Here is an 18,158-nt window from a genome sequence, read left to right as displayed (position 1 = left end):
TCGCCTCCCGGGCGCGTCCGGCGCCGCGATCGACCCGGAACTCACGGGAAACACCGAGTGTCTCGGTGCCGGGAACGAGACGGCCCCCGACCTTTGTTGCTGGTCAGGGGCCGTTCACCTGCGGTGGGTGTGGGATTTGAACCCACGGTGACATCGCTGCCACGACGGTTTTCAAGACCGTTCCCTTAGGCCGCTCGGGCAACCCACCCCGCGCCAGTCCCGTAAGGGTCGGCGCGGGGGACAGCCTAGCCGGTCAGTTGTCGCCCGTGCGTTCGCCGAGGGTGACCGTGGTCGTCGCCGTCTTGCCGTCGCGTTCGTAGGTGACCTTGACCGAGTCGCCCGGCTTGTGCGTCCAGATCTCGCTGATCAGCGTCGGGCCGCTGTCGATCTGGCGGTCGCCGAAGCCGGTGATCACGTCGCCCGCCTTCAAGCCCGCCTTCGCCGCCGGGCCGTTCGGGGTGACCGGCGGCGTGCCGCCCGCGCCCTGGTCCGCGATGGTCGCGCCCTCGCCCTCTTCGGTCATGTTCACCGTCGCGCCGATCACCGGGTAGACCGGCTTGCCCGTCTTGATCAGCTGCTCGGCCACGTTCTTGGCCTGGTTGACCGGGATCGCGAAGCCCAGGCCGATCGAGCCCGCCTGGGACTGGCCGAAACCGTTGCCGGTCGACTGGATCGCCGAGTTGATGCCGATCACCGCGCCGCTCGCGTCGAGCAGCGGGCCGCCGGAGTTGCCCGGGTTGATCGAGGCGTCGGTCTGCAGGGCGCTCATGTACGAGTTCTTGCCGCTGGAGCCGTCGCCCGAGGCGACCGGCCGGTTCTTGGCGCTGATGATGCCGGTGGTGACCGTGTTCGACAGCCCGAAGGGCGCGCCGATCGCGATCGTCGAGTCGCCGACCGCCACGGCGTCGGAGTTGCCGAGCGGCAGCGGAGTCAGGCCCTCCGGCGCCGACTTGAGCTTCAGGACGGCCACGTCGTAACCCTCCGCCCGGCCGACCACCTGCGCGTCGTACGTCTTCCCGTTGGAGAAGGTGGCCGAGAGCGTGCCGCCACCCTCCGCCGCGGAGGCCACCACGTGGTTGTTGGTGACGATGTGGCCTTCCTTGTCGTACACGAAGCCGGTGCCCGTGCCGCCCTCGCCCTCGCCGCCGCCGGACTTCGCCTGGATGGTCACGACGCTCGGCAGCGCCTTGGCGGCCACGGCCGCCACCGTGCCCGGGTCGCGCTTGAAGGAGGCCGGGGAGTCGCCCGCGGACACCGTCGTGGAGCTCGTCCCGCTCTCCCCGCGCTCGGCCGCCCAGTAACCGATCCCGCCGCCGACACCGCCGGCCACCAGCGCGGCCGCCAGGACCGCCGCGACGAGGCCGCCGGTCCGCTTCCGCGGGCCCGTCGGCGGGGTCGGGACGGGCGCGCCCCAGACCGGCGGAGCCGGCGGGGGCGGGGACCAGCCGCCCGCGTGCCCCGTCGCCTGGTCGGCCGCCGACGCGTGCGCGGCCGCGCCGGCCGGAACGTCGGCCGGGGGCGTCACAGGCAGCGGCGCCGTGGCGGGCTCGGACCGGGGGGAGTGTCCGGGCGCCGCCTCCGGCACCGCTGCCGGCTCGGGCGCGTCCACCGTCGACGCAGGCGGTACGGAAGGGGCTGGAGGCGTGGGAGGGGCGGGAGGGGCGGACGGGGCAGTCGGGTCCGCCGGAACCGCCGTGCCCTCGTTCTCGGTGCTCACAGCTCTCTCCTCGTGTACTGCGCGGGTGGATGAAATGCGGGCTCTGTGTGCGAACAGCTTTTCCCACAGCGTGTCAGGCCACTGTAAGCCGGAGCTGTGCGTCCGCACGCCTTTCTTTATTTACGGACAGAACGGACGCGATCCCGTACGACCGCGCCGCCAATGGCACCATGTCGCGGTGACCCACGCACGGCAGCACACGAACCGCGGCCCCGTCCAGGTGGTCGCCCACCGCGGAGCCTCCGACGACGCCCCGGAACACACCCTCGCCGCTTATGTGAAGGCCATCGAGGACGGAGCCGACGCCCTCGAGTGCGATGTCCGCCTCACCGCCGACGGCCACCTCGTCTGCGTCCACGACCGGCGCGTCAACCGCACCTCCAACGGTCGCGGCGCCGTCTCCGCCCTGGAGCTCGCCGACCTCGCCGCCCTCGACTTCGGCGTCTGGAAAGGCCGCGAGGAGGCGGGCGAGAGCCCGGACTGGAAGGACCCGGGACTCACCTCCGTACTCACCCTGGAACGGCTCCTCGAGCTGGTCTCCGACGCCGGGCGGCGCGTCGAGCTGGCCATCGAGACCAAGCACCCCACCCGCTGGGCGGGCCAGGTGGAGGAGCGGCTGATCCAGCTGCTCCAGCGGTTCGGCCTGGCCGCGCCGTCGGCCCCGGAGGAATCGCCCGTACGCGTCATGAGCTTCTCGGCCCGCTCGCTGCTCCGGATCGCGGCCGCGGCGCCGCACCTGCCCACCGTCTCCCTGACGCAGTTCCTCACCCCCCGGCTGCGCGACGGACGCCTGCCGGCGGGCGCGCGGATCGCCGGACCGTCGATCCGGATCGTCCGCCACCACCCCACCGTGATCATGCGGCTCCAGAAGGCGGGGCACCAGGTCCACGTGTGGACGGTGGACGACCCTGAGGACGTCGAGCTGTGCGAGCGGCTCGGTGTCGACGCGATCATCACCAATCGGCCGAAGCAGGTCCTGTCCCAATTGGGACGTCTTTAATCCCTTTCCCCTCCCGTATCGCGCCTTACAGGGAGTGCACCGGCGCGTTCGGTCCGTACTCGATCGTCACGAGTGCGTCACCGCACGCGTATCGGCCGGTTTCCGGTCCAGTCCATTGGGGCATCCACACCGTGGCGTGGGGCAAAGGAGGTCTCGGGGGTGGCGTTGGTGGTGGCACAGGAGGTGCCCACGTCGTCGAGCATGGCCGTACCCCATGGCCCTGCGGGCGTGGGTGAGGCGCGACACCGTATGCGGGAGCAGTTGCACCGCAGCGGCATGTCCGAATCGGTCGTCGACGACGCGGTACTGATCCTTTCCGAACTGCTCAGCAACGCCTGCCGGCACGGCAGGCCGCTGGGCCGGGCAGAGATGGGCGAGGGGGACGTCCGTGCGGCCTGGCACATCGACGCGTCGGGCGGTCTGACGGTCGAGGTGACGGACGGCGGTGGTCCCACACGGCCCGTTCCGTCGACGCCCTCGGTCACCGCGCGCGGCGGCCGTGGGCTGAACATCATCAGCGCGCTCGCCCGGGACTGGGGCGTACGGGACAGCGCGACGGGCGAGGTCACGGTCTGGGTGGTCGTCACCGAAGGCCATCGCCGCGAGGACTTCGCGGCCCGGGTGGGCGGCGGCTCCGGCTTCGACTTCCTGGACGCGTACGACGACCTGGACTGACCGCGCGGGCGGTACGGACGACGAGCCGGGGTGATCCGGCGGCGGCACGTACGACTGACCCGGACCGACCGCCCGGGCGGTACGGACGGCTCTACAGGCGTACGGACCAAGGGCCGGGGCCATCGGGCAGCCACACATGGGCCCCCGGGCCCCGGCGGATGCCCAGCAGGCGGACCGGACTTCCCGCCTGAGCCCCGTGGCGCGTCCGGGCGGCTAGGCTCGCCCGACACAGAGCCGTGCACCGCGCACCGCGCTGCACCACCGCACCGCCGCTATCGGGAGAAAGCCACACCATGGCCAAGAAGCGCCCCCAGACGAAGGCCGCCGCAGCACAGGTCACGAACGGGGAGATCCCGGTCGTCGGCGCACGCGAACCGTGCCCGTGCGGCTCGGGCCGCCGCTACAAGGCGTGTCACGGCCGGGCCGCCGCGCACGCCGTGACCGAGCTGGTCCAGCGCCCCTTCGAGGGCCTGCCGGGTGAGTGCGACTGGGTCGCCCTGCGCGAGCTGGTGCCCGCCGCCACCGTCCCGCTGCCGCTGAAGAACGGGCTGCCCGAGGGCGTGCCGTCCGTGACGCTCGCGACCGTGCTGCCGATGGCGTGGCCGGCGCTGCGCCGCGACGACGGCTCCGTGCTCCTCGCGCTGCAGAACGACTCCACCTCCGGCGACCTCGCCCGCGATCTCGCGGACACGCTCCAGCGCGCCCTGGAGGCGGAGCCCGGCACTCCGGTCACCCCCCGTCGCGTGCCGGCCGAGGGCCCCCGCCTGCAGGATCTGCTCGACCCGGACGGCGATTTCGCGCCGGTCGTGCACTCGGGCTTCGAATTCTGGATTCCGGAATCCGCGGAGAACTCCAACCCCGAGGTCGCGGCCTCCCTGGAGCGTGCCAACGCCGCCGCGATCCCGACGGTGAAGCTGACCGGTGTGGAATCCGCGTACTGGTGCGAGACCCCGGAGAAGAACCACCTGCGCTGGGTCATGCCGCACCCCGAGGAGAAGCTCCTCGACGCGCTCGCCCGGCTGCACGCGGCCGGTACGTCCTCGCTGGGCGACGACACCCGTCTGGTCGGCTCCTTCCGGGCGCACGGCCTGATGGTTCCCGTCTGGGACCTGCCGACGGCGATGGGTGCCGAGGAGTGCGAGAAGCCGGCCGCCGAGTTCGCCGAGCGGCTGGCCGCGGCGCTGGCCTCGGACGCCCCGCTCACGCAGGAGGAGCGTCGGGCCCGTGGTGGCCTGACCAACCGCCAGGTCACTCTCAGCTGACCCCCGGGGTGGCGGTGGTGACTGACAGACCGACCAGTCGGTGACCTCGGCCACAACTCCCCGCAGAGGCCGGGAAAATACCTGTCCGAATAACCGAGATCGAATTTGCGAACAGCAGATCTCTTGTTACGGTTCTAGAAGCCCGGTCGCTGGTGCATCCCCCGTCGCCAGCGACCGGGCCTTCTCATGCCCGCATCGGGTTCCCGGCCCGGCTCAACTCCCGGTCGGCCCCGCCGGGTTGCTTCCGGAGCGCAGAAGCAGGGGCGCACTCCCGCCCTCCCCCGCTCCCGCGAATTCCGAGACCGCCGAATATGCCGAAGCCTCTCCCCGGGCACGCTCCTTCGGCGTCTCACACGCCCCCGGTTCGTCCTGCGCCGTGATCGAGCAACGCACTTGTACGGTCCGTCCGCCGGGCCCCATCAGGGTGAGGACGGATTCGAGCTCCCGACCGGTGGCATTGCGGTAGTACGTACGCCCCCAGGTGTCCGGCCCTTCGGTCATGACACAGGTCTGCGCCTCGATCCCGTCGGGAGCGGTGAGTTCGGGTCCGCAGCGCGAGGCGCGCGCGGGCGGCCGGGCGTGCGCCGGTGATGAAGGGGACGCGGACGCGGAAGCCGGACCCCCGACGACCAGGCCGGTACCCGACAGCAGGCCGCCGTCGGCCCCGCCGCGGCCATCCGCCGCCTTCGCGTCGTCGGAGGGGCCCGGGCCGGCCGCGGGGCTCGCGAGGGCGGCCAGCGGCAGAAGCGTGGCGCACACCACGGCGGCCCCCAGCCCGATCATGCGGAGATTCATGGGACCCACCTGCCCGGCTGGCTGCGACTCGTGAACGGTGCGCCGAAGATATCGGCGGATCGCGGGCGCGCCGCACGCCCCGCGCCCGTTTCCGTACAAGTGGGTCCGGCTCGCACCCGTACGAGTGACACAAACGGCCCCGACAACCCGAGGTTGCCGAGGCCGATGCCGATGCCCAGGCTGATCCGAGGCCGATGCCGAGGCCGATGCCTTTACGGTGTCGGGCCGGCGTGCGCGTACGCCCCGCGCCCCGGCCCGCATCGGATCAGCAGGCGAGTCCGCTGCCGATCAGTAGGCGAGTCTGCTGCCGCCGCCCGGCGCGCCCGTGCTCGCCTCCACCAGGGCGTCGACCACGGCCTCCACGTCCGGCAGCCAGGGACGGGCGGAGCCGGCCAGTGGGGCGCGTTCCCAGCGCACCTGGCCCGTACCCGCGACCGACGGCGGCAGCAGGAGGTAGCCGCCCTCGCCGTGGAAACGCAGCGAACTGGGCACGCTGTCCTTCGCGTAGAGGAGTTCGCCCAGCCGCTCAAGGCTGTACGGGGCGACCATCAGCGACCATCGCGTCGGGGTCGCGAGCACCGGGCCCAGCCGCATGCCCATCGCGTCGAGCGCGACCAGGGCCCGCGCCCCCGCCACGGCCGGCAGGCTCACCGCGCACGGCGCGCCCCCGCCGGTCGCCAGGAGGATCGGCGCGTCCGGCCGCCGCGTCCACCACCAGCGGACCATGCGCTCGTCCGTGGTCGCCGCGAGCAGTCCCGGGTCGAAGGGGTGCGCGCCGGGCACCACGCACTCGGGGTCCGGGCAGGCGCAGCCCGCCCCTCCCGACCCGCGGGCCGCGGCCCGTGTCGTCGTCGCCTTCAGCCCCACGCCGGGCAGTACGGGCCAGTCCCACTCGAGAGCGCAGGTGAGCGCCGCGTCGAGCTGGGCGGTCCTCCCCTTGCGCCGGAACCGGAGCCTGCGTCGCCTTCCGAGGATCTCGCGCATGTGCGCTCGTTCCTTTCCGTTGAACGCCGAATCCACATCACACCACGTGCAGATCACTTCACTGTGCGTATCAGCGCGTACAAGGTCGGCGGTTCGCCGCCCCGTGCCGACGGGGCGGGACGGACCGAGCCGCAGCTCGTCATCCACTCGGGCCACTCGAAACACGTTCCCCGCCACTCGGGGATCGGTGCGGCCTGCGGCGATGAAGACGCCCGGGCTCCGCGTCAGGTTCCGGAGCAGCGTCAACTGCCCCTGACTGTCACCGTTTACGTACCCAGCACGCTCGGGATGACGCGCTTTCAAACGTCGCCAGTCGACCGCGAAAGGTGCACACCGAGGGCAATTTTCGGCCAACTTCCCTCGCACTTCAACCCTTCTGCAGAACCCCATAGACACCACAAGTCCCGTGGGGACAATGCTGGACATCGCTCCTCTTGTGCGTGTACATGTGGATGCATGGATAGCGGCGCAGAATGACATGGGGGTTTGCGATGCTATTGCGCGAAACGCACCAGTCGGAAAGCCGACTGCTATGAGCGCCCCTCACCTGCCGAAAGTGGCTGGAATCGATTCAACGGTTCCCTCTCCCACGCACACTGCGACGCCCCTCCCGGGCGTGCCCGCCGCGCCCCTCCCGCCCGGCGCACTGATCCAGGACCGGCTGGCCGGCTGGGTCTCCGACCTCACCACCCTCCATGAACTCACCGAGCGCCTGGTCAGGACCGGTTCACTTGACGACGCGCTGCACGAACTGCTCAGCGCCGGAGCCACCCTCGTCGGCGCGCGCCGCGGCATGGCGGTCCTCGAACCCGCCGACGGACTCGGCCCGGCCACCACCGTCGGCCTCGGCCTCGCCCACGCCGACCTCGGCACCATCGAGACCGTGCCGCGCAGCGCCACCTCCTACGGCCGCATCCTCGAAGGCTTCCCCGATCCGGTCGCGATCCCCGGCCCCGTCGCCGTACCCGACCTGCTCGGCGAGGCCGAGCTCGACCCGCGCCACCGCGAAGTCGCCGCCCGCCTGGGCTACGCCGCCAGTTACGCCCTTCCGCTGGCCACCGAGGCCGCCGGGAGACTCGGCGCCGTCGTCTGGCTGTACGACGAACCCGCCGAACCCTCCGAACGCCGGCGCCATCTCGTCGGCCTCTACGGCCGGTACGCCACCGAGCACCTCGCCCGCCTCCTGGAGCTGGAGCGCGCCCGGGTCCAGGTGGCCACCGTCGCCGAGGAGCTGCTCCCCAGCCGCCTCCCCCGCGTGCCCGGCGTCCAGCTCGCCGCCCGCCACCGCACCGGCCCCCAGGGCGGCGGCGACTGGTACGACGCGCTCCCGCTGCCCGAAGGCGCCCTCGGACTCGCCGTCGGCTCCGTCTCCGGCACCGGCCCCAGCGCGCTCGCCGCCATGGGACGACTACGCGCCTCCCTGCGGGCGTACGCCGTCATGGAAGGCGAGGACCCCGTCGCCGTCCTCTCCGACCTGGAACTCCTCCTCCGGCTCACCGAACCGGCCCGCTCGGCGACCGCGCTCTTCGCCTACTGCGAGCCCAAGCAGCGCAAGATCGTGCTGGCGGGCGCTGGGCACACCCCGCCGTTGATCATCGGGGACCACCGCACCGAGTTCGTCGAGACCTCCCTGTCGGCGCCCCTCGGCATGCTCGCCTGCTGGGAGGCGCCCAGCGTCGAGCTCGTCCCCGCGCCCGGAGAAACGGTGCTGCTCTACACCGACGGACTGCTCCGCCGCACCGGCGACCCCATCGACCGCGCCTTCGCCCGGCTGCACGCCGCCGCCGTGAGCGTTCCGAAGGCGGACCGGACCGACCCGGCCGCCGTCGCCGACCATGTTCTGCGCACGATGCTTCCCGACGGGCTCGGCGACACCGCCGACGGAGAGGACGTGGTCCTGCTCGCCGCCCGCTTCGAGTGAGCGGGACACGACAGGCCGGATGACTCACCGGTCAGCTCGCCGGCCAGGGGACTTACGGCCCTGGGGCCCTCTTCCGTACGACCGTACGATGGTGAAGGTTCAGTGTCGTACCAAGAGGAGGCAGACCCGTGGCCGAGGAGCTCACCCCGGAGACCCCGGAAGCTGAGTTGGATCTCGTTGCTGACGCAGCGGACGAAGAGCCGATCAAGCAGCGCAAGAACGGCCTTTACCAGGGCGTCTCCGACGAGCTGGCCGAGAACATGAAGTCCGGCTGGGCCGACACCGAGCTGCACGACCTGGCGCCGATCGCGCAGGCCGAGCACACCGCGGCCCGCCGCGCCGCGCTGTCCGCGCGCTTCCCCGGCGAGCGGCTGGTGATCCCCGCGGGCAACCTCAAGACCCGCTCGAACGACACCGAGTACAGCTTCCGCGCCTCCACCGAGTACGCCTACCTCACCGGTGACCAGACGCAGGACGGCGTCCTGGTGCTCGAGCCGGCGAAGGCCGGCCACCGCGCGACGATCTACCTGCTGCCGCGCTCGAACCGCGAGAACGGCGAGTTCTGGCTGGACGGCCAGGGCGAGCTGTGGGTCGGCCGCCGCCACTCCCTGACCGAGGCCGAGCAGCTGCTCGGCATCCCCGCCAAGGACGTGCGCGAGCTGCCCGCCGCCCTCAAGGAGGCCACCGGCCCGGTCCGCGTGGTCCGCGGCCACGACGCCGCCATCGAGGCGGCCCTCACCGACAAGGTCACCGCCGAGCGCGACGAGGAGCTGCGGGTCTACCTCTCCGAGGCCCGGCTCGTCAAGGACGACTTCGAGATCGCCGAGCTCCAGAAGGCCTGCGACGCCACCGCCCGCGGTTTCGAGGACGTCGTCAAGGTCCTCGACAAGGCCGAGGCGACCAGCGAGCGCTACATCGAAGGCACGTTCTTCCTGCGCGCCCGCGTCGAGGGCAACGACATCGGCTACGGCTCCATCTGCGCCGCCGGCCCGCACGCCACCACCCTGCACTGGGTCCGCAACGACGGCCCGGTCCGCTCCGGCGAGCTGCTGCTGCTCGACGCCGGCGTGGAGACCAACGAGCTCTACACCGCCGACGTGACCCGCACGCTGCCGATCAACGGCCGGTACACCGAACTCCAGCGCAAGATCTACGACGCCGTGTACGAGGCGCAGGAGGCGGGCATCGCCGCGGTCAAGCCCGGCGCCGCCTACCGCGACTTCCACGACGCCGCCCAGCGGGTGCTCGCCGAGAAGCTCGTCGAGTGGGGCCTGATCGAGGGCCCGGTCGAGCGCGTCCTGGAGCTCGGCCTCCAGCGCCGCTGGACCCTGCACGGCACCGGTCACATGCTCGGCATGGACGTCCACGACTGCGCCGCCGCGCGCACCGAGGCGTACGTCGACACGACGCTGGAGCCGGGCATGTGCCTGACCGTCGAGCCGGGTCTGTACTTCCAGGCCGACGATCTGACCGTGCCGGAGGAGTACCGCGGCATCGGCGTCCGGATCGAGGACGACATCCTCGTCACGGAGGACGGCAACCGGAACCTCTCCGACTCGCTGCCGCGCCAGGCCGACGAGGTCGAGGCGTGGATGGCCGGCCTGAAGGGCTGATCCACCGCCGCCTTGAGCATGAGAAAGCCCTCGCCGATCCGCGTACCTGTATCGGTATCGGTATCGGCGGGGGCTTTCTCGCGCTCGCGCTCGAACGTACGCGGATAAGCGCGGGTCAGGTCAGCGCTGTCAGGCCGGCGCGGATGAGGCCGGTGCGGGTCAGGTCAGCGCCAGCGGCGCGTCGGCCCGCCACTTCACGATCTTGTCGAAGCTGACCACGGCCCCGCCCCGGCCCGTTCTGTTGCCGAAGTGGACATGGTCGGCCAGCTCCTCGATCAGCCGCAGTCCGCGGCCGTTCTCGCCGTCCGGTGCCGCCCGCTGGACCGTCGCGGGCCGGCCCCCCGGGAACCCCGGCCCCGAGTCGGCCACCTCGATACGGCAGGTCTCGCCGTCCAGATAGGCGGTCACCCGGTACGCCTCCGAAGCGTCGCCCATGGCCTGGTCGCCGCCGTGCTCGACGGCGTTGGCGCAGGCCTCGGTCAGCGCGACCGACAGCTCGTAGGAGATGTCCGGATCGACGCCCGCCGTCTCCATCGTGCCGAGGAGGAGCCGCCTGGCGAGCGGAACGCTCGCAGCCTCGCGCCGCAGATGGAGAGACCACCAGATGCTCATGCTCCAGCCTCCCGGCCGCGGCTCGACATTACCGATACGTATTGCCGCGCTCTGCCGTCCGTAAGCCCTCCGGGAGCACAACAGCCCTCATTCGGCGGATGCACGCAAACCACGCGCCGGTGTATGTCGGCCTGAAGACGCCCCAAGTGTGACCTTCCGGACCTGCCGCATGGCGGCGGGGGCGCTGGTGCGATGATGGGGCGGCCATGTCTGCCCCCACGCTCGGACCCCAGCTGCTGCGGGCCGCGGTGTTCGCCGCGGTCTGTGTCGTGCTGTCCGGCCTGGGACACGCCCTCGCCGCCTGCGCGGGCATCGCCCTGTGGAGCGTGCTCGCCGGTTTCCTGGGGGTGTTCGCGAGCATCCTGCTCTTCACGGGGCGGGAACGCTCGCTGCGGTTCGTCGTCGGGGCGCTGACCGTCGGACAGCTCGGGCTGCACACGCTGTTCGGGCTCGGGCAGCGACCTCTCCCACTCGGGGCGGGCGCCTCGCCCGGCCCCGGCCTCGGGGCGGAGGCGAACGACGCACTCATCCGCATGGCCGCCAAACTGGTCTGCGGCGCGGGTGCCGCCTCCCTCAGCCCGGCCGACGCCGGCCGGATCATCACCGACGCCGGCCTCGACCCGGCCGCCGCGGGCGGGCACGTCCACGCCGGCCACCTGGCCGCCGGCGCTCCGCAGAGCGCCGAGCTGCTGCCGAACCCGCCCATGGTGATCGGCCACCTCCTGGCCGCACTCGCCACCGGCTGGCTGCTGCGCCGAGGCGACCTCGCGCTGCGCCGGCTCGTCCAGCTCTCGGCGCAGGGCGCGACCGGGCTCGCCGAGGCCGCCCTCGTCCAGTCGCTGCGTGCCGCGCTCGCTCTCGTACGGGCGCTGCTCGCCGGCCTTCCCGGGGTCCCGGCGGGCACGCCGCGCCGCCCCGTCCGTACCGCGGCCGACGACCCGCCGCCGCCGGTGGCGGAGGCACTCCAGCACACGCTGATCCGGCGCGGCCCGCCGGCCGCCGCCTGCGTCCTCGCAGCCTGACGCGGACCGCTCGAAGGGAGCGGGTCCGCGGTCGCCCCCGCACGCACGACCGGTCGAAACCGTCGGCGCGCCGGGCGACGCTCACCTTCTCCTCAGAGCTGGAGTGTCCTCCGCCATGAACGTTTCCCGTCTCGCCGCCGTCGGCGGCGTCGCCCTCTCCTCCGTCGTCCTGCTCTCCGGCACGGCCTTCGCGCATGTCAGCGTGCAGCCCCAGGGCGAGGCCGCGAAGGGCGGCTACGCGACCGTCAACGTCAAGGTCCCCAACGAGCGCGACAACGCCTCCACCGTCAAGGTCGAGATCAACTTCCCCACCGCCCACCCCCTCGCCTCCGTCATGCCGCAGCCGGTGCCGGGCTGGAAGGCCGAGGTCACCAAGGCCAAGCTCGCCAAGCCGCTGGAGCTGCACGGCAAGAAGATCAACGAGGCCGTCGCGAAGGTCACCTGGACCGCCGACGGCTCGAAGATCGGCCCGGGCCAGTTCCAGCAGTTCCCGCTCTCCCTCGGACAGCTGCCGGAGACCACCGACCGGCTCGTCCTCAAGGCCATCCAGACCTACGACAACAACGAGGTCGTCCGCTGGATCGAGGAGCCCAAGGAGGGCGCGGCCGAACCGCAGAACCCGGCCCCCGTACTGAAGCTCTCCGCGGCGGCGGACGACCACCACGGCGGCGCCACCACCGGTGACCAGGCCGAGGACCAGGCCGGCGGCAAGGCCGAGGACTCGGCCGGTCACGGCGAGAAGGCCGGTGCCAACGGCCACACCGAGACCGCCGACGCCGGTTCCAGCGACAACGTCGCGCGGGTCCTCGCCGTCGTCGGCATCCTCATCGGCATCGCGGGCGTCGCCTTCGGCGTGCTCGCCGGACGCCGCCGCTCGGCCTGACGCCCCGGCCCGAGCCCTTCCCGAGAGAGAACTCCATGTCTGTCCAGAAGAACGACGAGCGGACCCGGCCCAGCCGACGCGCCCCCCTGATCGTCGCCGTGGCCGCCGCCGTCGCGGCCCTGAGCGTCACGGCCGTCGTCAGCCTGTCCGGTGACGACACCACGAGCGCCGGCGCCGGTCCCGTCGCCGAGATCTCCAGCGCCACCGACACCACCAAGGCGGCCACCGTCCTCGACCGCCCGTTCGCCAAGCCCGACCTCGTCCTCACCGACACCCAGGGCAGGACGTACGACCTGCGCGAGCGGACCAAGGGCAAGCCGACCCTGATCTACTTCGGCTACACCCACTGCCCCGACGTCTGCCCGCTGACGATGAGCAACATCGCCATCGCGAAGAAGCAGCTCCCCAAGGCCGACCAGGACAGACTCCAGGTCGTCTTCGTCACCACCGACCCCGAGCGGGACACCGCGGCCGAGCTCGCCAAGTGGCTGCCGGCCGCCGGTGACCCCTCCTTCACCGGCCTCACCGGTGACTTCTCCACCATCCAGGCGGGTGCCCGCCAGATCGGCATCGGCATCGACCCGCCGAAGAAGGAGAAGGACGGCTCGGTCGTCTCCATGCACGGAGCCCAGGTGATCGCGTTCTCGCCCACGACCGACCAGGGCTACGTCCTGTACGGCGAGGACACCACCGTCGACGAATACGCCAAGGACCTGCCGAAGCTCATCAAGGGGGAGAACCCGTGAACCGCCGCACCACCCGCACCACCGTCCTGTTCGCCGCCCTCGCGCTCTCCTGCGGGTCCGCGCTGACCGGGTGCTCGTCCGACGGCTCCGGCGACGAGCCCAGGCTGAAGGTCAGCGGCGCCTTCATGCCCCAGCCCGTGATGGACATGGCCGGCGGCTTCCTGACCATCGAGAACGACAGCGACACCGCGGACAAGCTCACCTCCGTCACCAGCCCCCTCTCGGACGACGTCGAGATCCACGAGACGAAGGACCAGAAGATGCGGGAGGTGAAGTCCTTCGACATCCCCGCCAAGGGCGAGCTGAAGCTCGTGCGGGGCGGCGACCACATCATGTTCATGAACATCAAGCAGAAGCCGAAGCAGGGCGAGAAGGTCAGCATCGAGCTGCACTTCGAGAAGTCGGGCCCCATCAAGGTCGACCTCCCCGTCGAGGCCGCCACCCACAACCCGAAGCAGCACTGAGCCAGTCGAGGGACTGACACACATGCCAGCCACCGCCCCGCGCCTCGGAACCGCCCTGACCCGGCTGCTGCTCGTCGTGGCCGCACTGCTGGGCACCCTGCTCGCCGGTGCCGCTCCCGCGTCCGCGCACGCCGCGCTCACGGGCAGCGACCCGAGGGACGGGGCGGTGGTCGCCACCGCCCCCAAGGACGTCAACCTCACCTTCTCCGAACAGGTCGCCATGAGCGCCGACTCGATCCGGGTCCTCGACCCGTCGGGAAAGCGCGTCGACACCGGCGAGATCCGCGATCTGTGCAGCGGATCGATCGTCCGGTACGGCGTGGGGCTCCGCTCCGGCCTGCCCGAGGGCACCTACACCGTGGCCTGGCAGACCGTCTCCGCCGACAGCCACCCCATCGCGGGCGCCTTCACCTTCTCCATCGGCGCCCCGTCGCAGACCTCCGTCGCCCTGCCCGACCGGGAGGCCGGCGGCGGACTCGTCGGCGCGCTGTACGGCATCGCGCGCTATCTCGCGTACGCCGGTTTCACCGTCCTCGTCGGCGGCGGCGTCTTCGTCCTCGCCTGCTGGCCGCGCGGCGCGAGCGCCCGGCCGGTCCAACGGCTCGTGGTCCGGGGCTGGCTGACCCTCACCGCGGCCACCCTCGCCATGCTGCTGCTCCGCAACCCGTACACCGGATCGGGAGAGCTCGCCGACGCCTTCGACCTCGGCGGACTGAAGGCGGTCCTGGAGACCAAGACGGGCGCGGCACTGATCTCCCGGCTGATGCTCCTCGGCGCGGCGGCGCTCTTCGTGGCCGTGCTGTTCGGGGCGTACACGAAACGGACCGACGAGAAGGAGAAGAAGGACCTCACCTTCGGACTCGCGATCGGCGGCACGGTGGTGGCGGCCGGCATCGCCGGTACCTGGGCACTCGCCGAACACGCCTCCACGGGTCTCCAGCCGGGTGTCGCCATGCCCGTCGACATCCTGCACCTGCTCGCGGTGGCGGCCTGGCTCGGCGGCCTCGCGACCCTGCTCGTCGCGCTGTACCGGGCACCCGGGATCGAACGGGCCGCCGTGGAGCGCTTCTCCGCAATCGCCTTCGGCGCCGTGCTCGTCCTGGCGGCGACCGGGCTGTACCAGTCCTGGCGGCAGGTCGGATCGTGGTCCGCGCTGACCGGCACCTCGTACGGAAGGCTCCTGCTCGTCAAGATCGGACTCGTCGCCGTGCTCGTCGGCATCGCCTGGGTCTCGCGCCGCTGGACCCGGCGACTGGGCGCACCGGCGAGGACCGAGGCGTCCGGCGAGACGGACACGGCCACCGAGGACGAGGCGGCGGAGGGCTCGGGGGTCGCCGAGGGCGCGGAGGTCGCCGAGGGCGTACGGGCGGAAACCGTTGACCCCGAGCGCGCCGCGCAGCTCGCCCGGCAGCGGGCCGCCGTCGCCACCGCCCGCCGCAAGCGGGACAGGGACGCCGACCCCGAGCGCTCCGGACTCCGGCGCTCCGTACTGACCGAAGCCGCCGTCGCCGTGGTGCTGCTCGCCGTGACGACCGTACTGACGTCGACGGAGCCCGCCCGTACGGAGGAGGAGGCCGGCCGGTCCTCCGTCTCCGGCTCGACCGCCGTACCCGACCGGCCCGTCGACATCCGCCTCCCGTTCGACACCGGGGGCGTGGACGGCAAGGGCACCGTACGGCTGAGCCTCGATCCGGGCCGCACCGGAGCCAACGCCCTGCACATCTATGTGGACCGGCCCAACGGACGCCCCCTCGACGTCCCGGAGGTCAAGGTTGCCTTCACCCTCAAGGAGAAGGACGTCGGCCCGCTCCCCGTCGTACCGGACCGGATCCAGACCGGGCACTGGAGCGCCAGCGGCGTACAGATCCCGATGCCCGGCGAATGGCAGATCCAGGTGACCGTCCGCACCTCCGACATCGACCAGACCACCATCGACAAGAACGTGAAGATCGGCTGACCTCATGAGCGACGACAACCTTGAGATCTCCCGGCGGCGGATGCTCGGCACGGTCGGTGCGGCGGGCGCGGCCGGTCTCGCGCTCGGCACCGCCGGCGGCGCCGGGATGTACGCGGCCGTCTCGGGGGGCGGCTCGGAGGCCGGGTCCGGCGCCTCCCCCGCCCTGACCACGGTCGGGTCGACAGAGGTGATGTTTCACGGGAAACATCAAGCGGGGATCACCACTCCGCTTCAGTCCCGGGGTCATCTCGTCGCCTTCGACCTCGCCCCCGGCGCGGGCCGCAAGGAAGCCGCCGCCCTGCTGCGCCGCTGGTCGGTGACGGCGAAGGCGCTCATGGAGGGCAAGCCGTCCACCGACGACACGGGCATCGCGCTCGACGCCGGTCCCTCCTCTCTGACGGTCACCTTCGGCTTCGGCCACTCCTTCTTCGGCCGTACCGGACTCACCACGCGCCGCCCGGCGCAGCTCGACCCGCTGCCCGCCTTCTCCGCCGACGCCCTCGACCCGAAGCGGTCGGAGGGCGACCTGTGGGTGCAGATCGGCGCCGACGACGCGCTGGTCGCCTTCCACGCCCTGCGCGCGCTGCAGAAGGACGCGGGCGCCGCGGCCAGGGTCCGCTGGCAGATGAACGGCTTCAACCGGTCGGCCGGCGCCACCGCCCGCCCGATGACGGCCCGGAACCTCATGGGCCAGATCGACGGAACCGGCAACCCCAAGCCGAGCGACCCCGACTTCGACCGCCGGATCTTCGTCCCGCAGGGGGCGGCCGGGACGCAGGAATGGATGGCCGGAGGTTCGTACGCCGTCGTCCGCCGGATCCGGATGCTGCTCGACGACTGGGAGAAGCTGTCCCAGGACAAGCAGGAGAAGGTCATCGGACGGCGCAAGGCGGACGGCGCCCCGCTCACCGGCGGCACCGAGACGACCGAGCCGGACCTGGAGAAGCTCGGCCCGGACGGGAAACCGGTCATCCCCGACAACGCCCATGCCCGTATCTCCGCCCCCGAACAGAACGGCGGAGCTGCCATGCTGCGCCGGCCCTTCTCCTTCCATGACGGGATCGGCCCGGACGGGACTCCCGACGCCGGTCTCCTCTTCATCTGCTGGCAGGCCGATCCGCTGCGCGGCTTCGTACCGGTCCAGCGCAAGCTCGACCGGGGCGACGCCCTGTCCCCCTTCGTCCGGCACGAGTCGAGCGGCCTCTTCGCGGTACCCGGCGGGCCCGCCGAGGGCGAGTACGTGGGCCAGCGGCTTCTGGAGTCGTGACCCGCTCGGGCGAGGCGTGCGCCGTCGGCGCCTATTAGGGTGACCGTATGTCAGCCACCCGGTATACGTATCTCGGCCCCGAAGGCACTTTCACGGAGGCCGCGCTGCGTACGCTGCCCGAGGCGGCGACCCGGGAACTCGTCCCGATGGTCTCCGTCCCGGCCGCGCTGGACGCCGTACGCAACGGAGAGGCCGCGGCCGCGCTCGTACCGATCGAGAACTCGGTGGAGGGCGGGGTCACCGCCACCCTGGACGAGCTGGCCTCCGGCGAACCGCTGATGATCTACCGCGAGGTCGTCCTCCCCATCGCCTTCGCCCTGCTCGTACGGCCGGGAACGAAGCTCTCCGAGATCAAGACCGTCACCGGCCATCCGGTCGCCCAGCCGCAGGTACGGAACTGGCTGCGCGCCCATCTGCCCGATGCCCTGTGGGAGTCGGCCGCGTCCAACGCGGACGGTGCCCGGCTCGTGCAGGAGGGCCGTTTCGACGCGGCCTTCGCCGGTGAGTTCGCGGCCGCGACCTACGGTCTGGAGTCGCTGGTCACCGAGATCCACGACGCGGAGAACGCCGAGACCCGCTTCGTCCTCGTCGGCCGCCCTGCCCGGCCGGCGGCGCCCACCGGCGCGGACAAGACCTCCGTCGTGCTGTGGCTGCGCGAGGACCACCCCGGTGCGCTCCTCGAACTGCTCCAGGAGTTCGCCGTGCGCGGGGTCAACCTGATGCTGATCCAGTCCCGCCCCACCGGCGCCGGCATCGGCAACTACTGCTTCGCCGTGGACGCCGAGGGCCATATCTCGGACCGGCGCGTGGGCGAGGCGCTCATGGGGCTGAAGCGGATCTGCCCCCAGGTGCGGTTCCTCGGGTCGTACCCGCGAGCGGGCGTCGCGAAGAAGGACGTACGGGCGCTGCGGCTCGGGACGTCGGACGCGGAGTTCATGGCGGCCTCCGATTGGCTGGCGAGGGCCCAGGACGGTCGGGCCTGAGGAGATAGTCCCCGATCGCTCCCGTGGCCGGGGGCGGCCGTCCACAGGTTTGGACCATTAGTCCTACCTGCATACTTTTCACTTGCCCACAGAAGTTATCCACAGACCCTCTCTCGACCTGGGGACAAGTCGATAATGCTTGCAGACATGATCGACAAATCGCCCTAGTTACTCGCATGCGTCCACAGCGCCGCACGTCTGCCCGTGTCAGCTCAATTCCCTTGATCAACTCTTTAGGGCGAGGAATTCCCACCCGA

The 18,158-nt window shown here is 71.8% G+C and carries 16 protein-coding genes and 1 tRNA gene; 12 read left to right on the top strand and 5 right to left on the bottom strand.

Going from position 1 to position 18,158, the window contains the following annotated elements; translation table 11 throughout:
- Positions 1–121 precede the first annotated feature (121 nt).
- Positions 122–208: transfer RNA gene (locus ACWDX6_RS10470), tRNA-Ser, on the bottom strand.
- A 45-nt stretch (positions 209–253) separates the two neighbouring features.
- Positions 254–1,717, bottom strand: coding sequence for a S1C family serine protease (locus tag ACWDX6_RS10465; RefSeq protein ID WP_451484540.1), 1,464 nt, complete (start codon positions 1,715–1,717; stop codon positions 254–256).
- A 178-nt stretch (positions 1,718–1,895) separates the two neighbouring features.
- Between ACWDX6_RS10465 and ACWDX6_RS10460 the strand changes: the two genes are divergently transcribed.
- The 3 genes from ACWDX6_RS10460 to ACWDX6_RS10450 all read left to right on the top strand — a co-directional run bounded on the left by ACWDX6_RS10460 (position 1,896) and on the right by ACWDX6_RS10450 (position 4,654).
- Complete coding sequence (locus tag ACWDX6_RS10460) at positions 1,896–2,717, top strand: glycerophosphodiester phosphodiesterase (RefSeq protein WP_451484539.1); 822 nt, start codon at positions 1,896–1,898, stop codon at positions 2,715–2,717.
- A gap of 72 nt (positions 2,718–2,789) precedes the next feature.
- Entirely contained in the window at positions 2,790–3,392 is a 603-nt protein-coding gene (locus ACWDX6_RS10455) for an ATP-binding protein (protein WP_451484538.1), read from the top strand.
- A gap of 293 nt (positions 3,393–3,685) precedes the next feature.
- Positions 3,686–4,654: a DUF5926 family protein gene (locus ACWDX6_RS10450; RefSeq protein WP_451484537.1), complete on the top strand. Its 969-nt coding sequence runs from the start codon at positions 3,686–3,688 to the stop codon at positions 4,652–4,654.
- A 213-nt stretch (positions 4,655–4,867) separates the two neighbouring features.
- On the opposite strand, the gene ACWDX6_RS10445 is transcribed toward ACWDX6_RS10450, so the two are convergent.
- Both ACWDX6_RS10445 and ACWDX6_RS10440 read right to left on the bottom strand, forming a co-directional pair.
- Positions 4,868–5,449: a hypothetical protein gene (locus ACWDX6_RS10445; protein WP_451484536.1), complete on the bottom strand. Its 582-nt coding sequence runs from the start codon at positions 5,447–5,449 to the stop codon at positions 4,868–4,870.
- Positions 5,450–5,737: 288 nt separating this feature from the next.
- Positions 5,738–6,433: a bifunctional DNA primase/polymerase gene (locus ACWDX6_RS10440; RefSeq protein ID WP_451484535.1), complete on the bottom strand. Its 696-nt coding sequence runs from the start codon at positions 6,431–6,433 to the stop codon at positions 5,738–5,740.
- Between the two features lie 415 nt (positions 6,434–6,848).
- On the opposite strand from ACWDX6_RS10440, the gene ACWDX6_RS10435 reads away from it, so the two are divergent.
- Together ACWDX6_RS10435 and ACWDX6_RS10430 are read left to right on the top strand one after the other, a co-directional pair.
- Positions 6,849–8,354 (top strand): PP2C family protein-serine/threonine phosphatase, encoded by a 1,506-nt coding sequence (locus ACWDX6_RS10435; protein ID WP_451484603.1) that lies wholly within the window; start codon positions 6,849–6,851, stop codon positions 8,352–8,354.
- A 128-nt stretch (positions 8,355–8,482) separates the two neighbouring features.
- The gene (locus tag ACWDX6_RS10430) at positions 8,483–9,967 is read left to right on the top strand and encodes an aminopeptidase P family protein (protein ID WP_451484534.1); all 1,485 of its coding nucleotides are present in this window, start codon (positions 8,483–8,485) and stop codon (positions 9,965–9,967) included.
- 159 nt (positions 9,968–10,126) lie between these two features.
- Here ACWDX6_RS10430 and ACWDX6_RS10425 read toward each other — a convergent pair whose 3' ends face one another.
- Complete coding sequence (locus tag ACWDX6_RS10425) at positions 10,127–10,579, bottom strand: ATP-binding protein (protein WP_451484533.1); 453 nt, start codon at positions 10,577–10,579, stop codon at positions 10,127–10,129.
- A 206-nt stretch (positions 10,580–10,785) separates the two neighbouring features.
- Between ACWDX6_RS10425 and ACWDX6_RS10420 the strand changes: the two genes are divergently transcribed.
- From ACWDX6_RS10420 to pheA, 7 genes are all read left to right on the top strand, one after another.
- Entirely contained in the window at positions 10,786–11,601 is an 816-nt protein-coding gene (locus ACWDX6_RS10420) for a hypothetical protein (RefSeq protein ID WP_451484532.1), read from the top strand.
- A 115-nt stretch (positions 11,602–11,716) separates the two neighbouring features.
- Positions 11,717–12,484: a YcnI family copper-binding membrane protein gene (locus ACWDX6_RS10415; RefSeq protein ID WP_451484531.1), complete on the top strand. Its 768-nt coding sequence runs from the start codon at positions 11,717–11,719 to the stop codon at positions 12,482–12,484.
- 35 nt (positions 12,485–12,519) lie between these two features.
- Positions 12,520–13,230 carry an SCO family protein gene (locus ACWDX6_RS10410; protein ID WP_451484530.1) on the top strand — a complete coding sequence of 237 codons (711 nt, stop codon included), beginning with the start codon at positions 12,520–12,522 and terminating at the stop codon, positions 13,228–13,230.
- A complete protein-coding gene (locus ACWDX6_RS10405; RefSeq protein WP_451484529.1) occupies positions 13,227–13,694 on the top strand; it encodes a copper chaperone PCu(A)C in 468 nt (155 codons plus the stop codon). Before ACWDX6_RS10410 ends, ACWDX6_RS10405 begins: the two co-directional genes overlap by 4 nt.
- A 22-nt stretch (positions 13,695–13,716) precedes the next feature.
- Positions 13,717–15,651 (top strand): copper resistance protein CopC, encoded by a 1,935-nt coding sequence (locus tag ACWDX6_RS10400; protein ID WP_451484528.1) that lies wholly within the window; start codon positions 13,717–13,719, stop codon positions 15,649–15,651.
- A 4-nt stretch (positions 15,652–15,655) separates the two neighbouring features.
- On the top strand, positions 15,656–16,918 hold the full coding sequence (gene efeB / locus ACWDX6_RS10395) for an iron uptake transporter deferrochelatase/peroxidase subunit (RefSeq protein ID WP_451484527.1): 1,263 nt from the start codon (positions 15,656–15,658) through the stop codon (positions 16,916–16,918).
- Positions 16,919–16,965: 47 nt separating this feature from the next.
- Positions 16,966–17,901: a prephenate dehydratase gene (gene pheA / locus ACWDX6_RS10390; protein WP_356887390.1), complete on the top strand. Its 936-nt coding sequence runs from the start codon at positions 16,966–16,968 to the stop codon at positions 17,899–17,901.
- The last annotated feature ends 257 nt before the right edge of the window (positions 17,902–18,158 follow it).

Source organism: Streptomyces sp. NPDC003027 (assembly GCF_053591435.1).
The sequence above is the reverse complement of the archived record's forward strand: the minus strand, read 5'-3'. Positions and strand labels throughout refer to the sequence as shown.

Excerpts from the sequence above, each read along its gene's own strand:
- ACWDX6_RS10450 (WP_451484537.1), top strand. The coding sequence starts at position 3,686 with ATGGCCAAGAAGCGCCCCCAGACGAAGGCCGCCGCAGCACAGGTCACG.
- ACWDX6_RS10445 (WP_451484536.1), bottom strand. The coding sequence starts at position 5,449 with ATGAATCTCCGCATGATCGGGCTGGGGGCCGCCGTGGTGTGCGCCACG.
- ACWDX6_RS10440 (WP_451484535.1), bottom strand. The coding sequence starts at position 6,433 with ATGCGCGAGATCCTCGGAAGGCGACGCAGGCTCCGGTTCCGGCGCAAG.
- ACWDX6_RS10435 (WP_451484603.1), top strand. The coding sequence starts at position 6,849 with ATGCTGGACATCGCTCCTCTTGTGCGTGTACATGTGGATGCATGGATA.
- ACWDX6_RS10425 (WP_451484533.1), bottom strand. The coding sequence starts at position 10,579 with ATGAGCATCTGGTGGTCTCTCCATCTGCGGCGCGAGGCTGCGAGCGTT.
- ACWDX6_RS10420 (WP_451484532.1), top strand. The coding sequence starts at position 10,786 with ATGTCTGCCCCCACGCTCGGACCCCAGCTGCTGCGGGCCGCGGTGTTC.
- ACWDX6_RS10415 (WP_451484531.1), top strand. The coding sequence starts at position 11,717 with ATGAACGTTTCCCGTCTCGCCGCCGTCGGCGGCGTCGCCCTCTCCTCC.
- ACWDX6_RS10410 (WP_451484530.1), top strand. The coding sequence starts at position 12,520 with ATGTCTGTCCAGAAGAACGACGAGCGGACCCGGCCCAGCCGACGCGCC.
- ACWDX6_RS10400 (WP_451484528.1), top strand. The coding sequence starts at position 13,717 with ATGCCAGCCACCGCCCCGCGCCTCGGAACCGCCCTGACCCGGCTGCTG.
- efeB (WP_451484527.1), top strand. The coding sequence starts at position 15,656 with ATGAGCGACGACAACCTTGAGATCTCCCGGCGGCGGATGCTCGGCACG.
- pheA (WP_356887390.1), top strand. The coding sequence starts at position 16,966 with ATGTCAGCCACCCGGTATACGTATCTCGGCCCCGAAGGCACTTTCACG.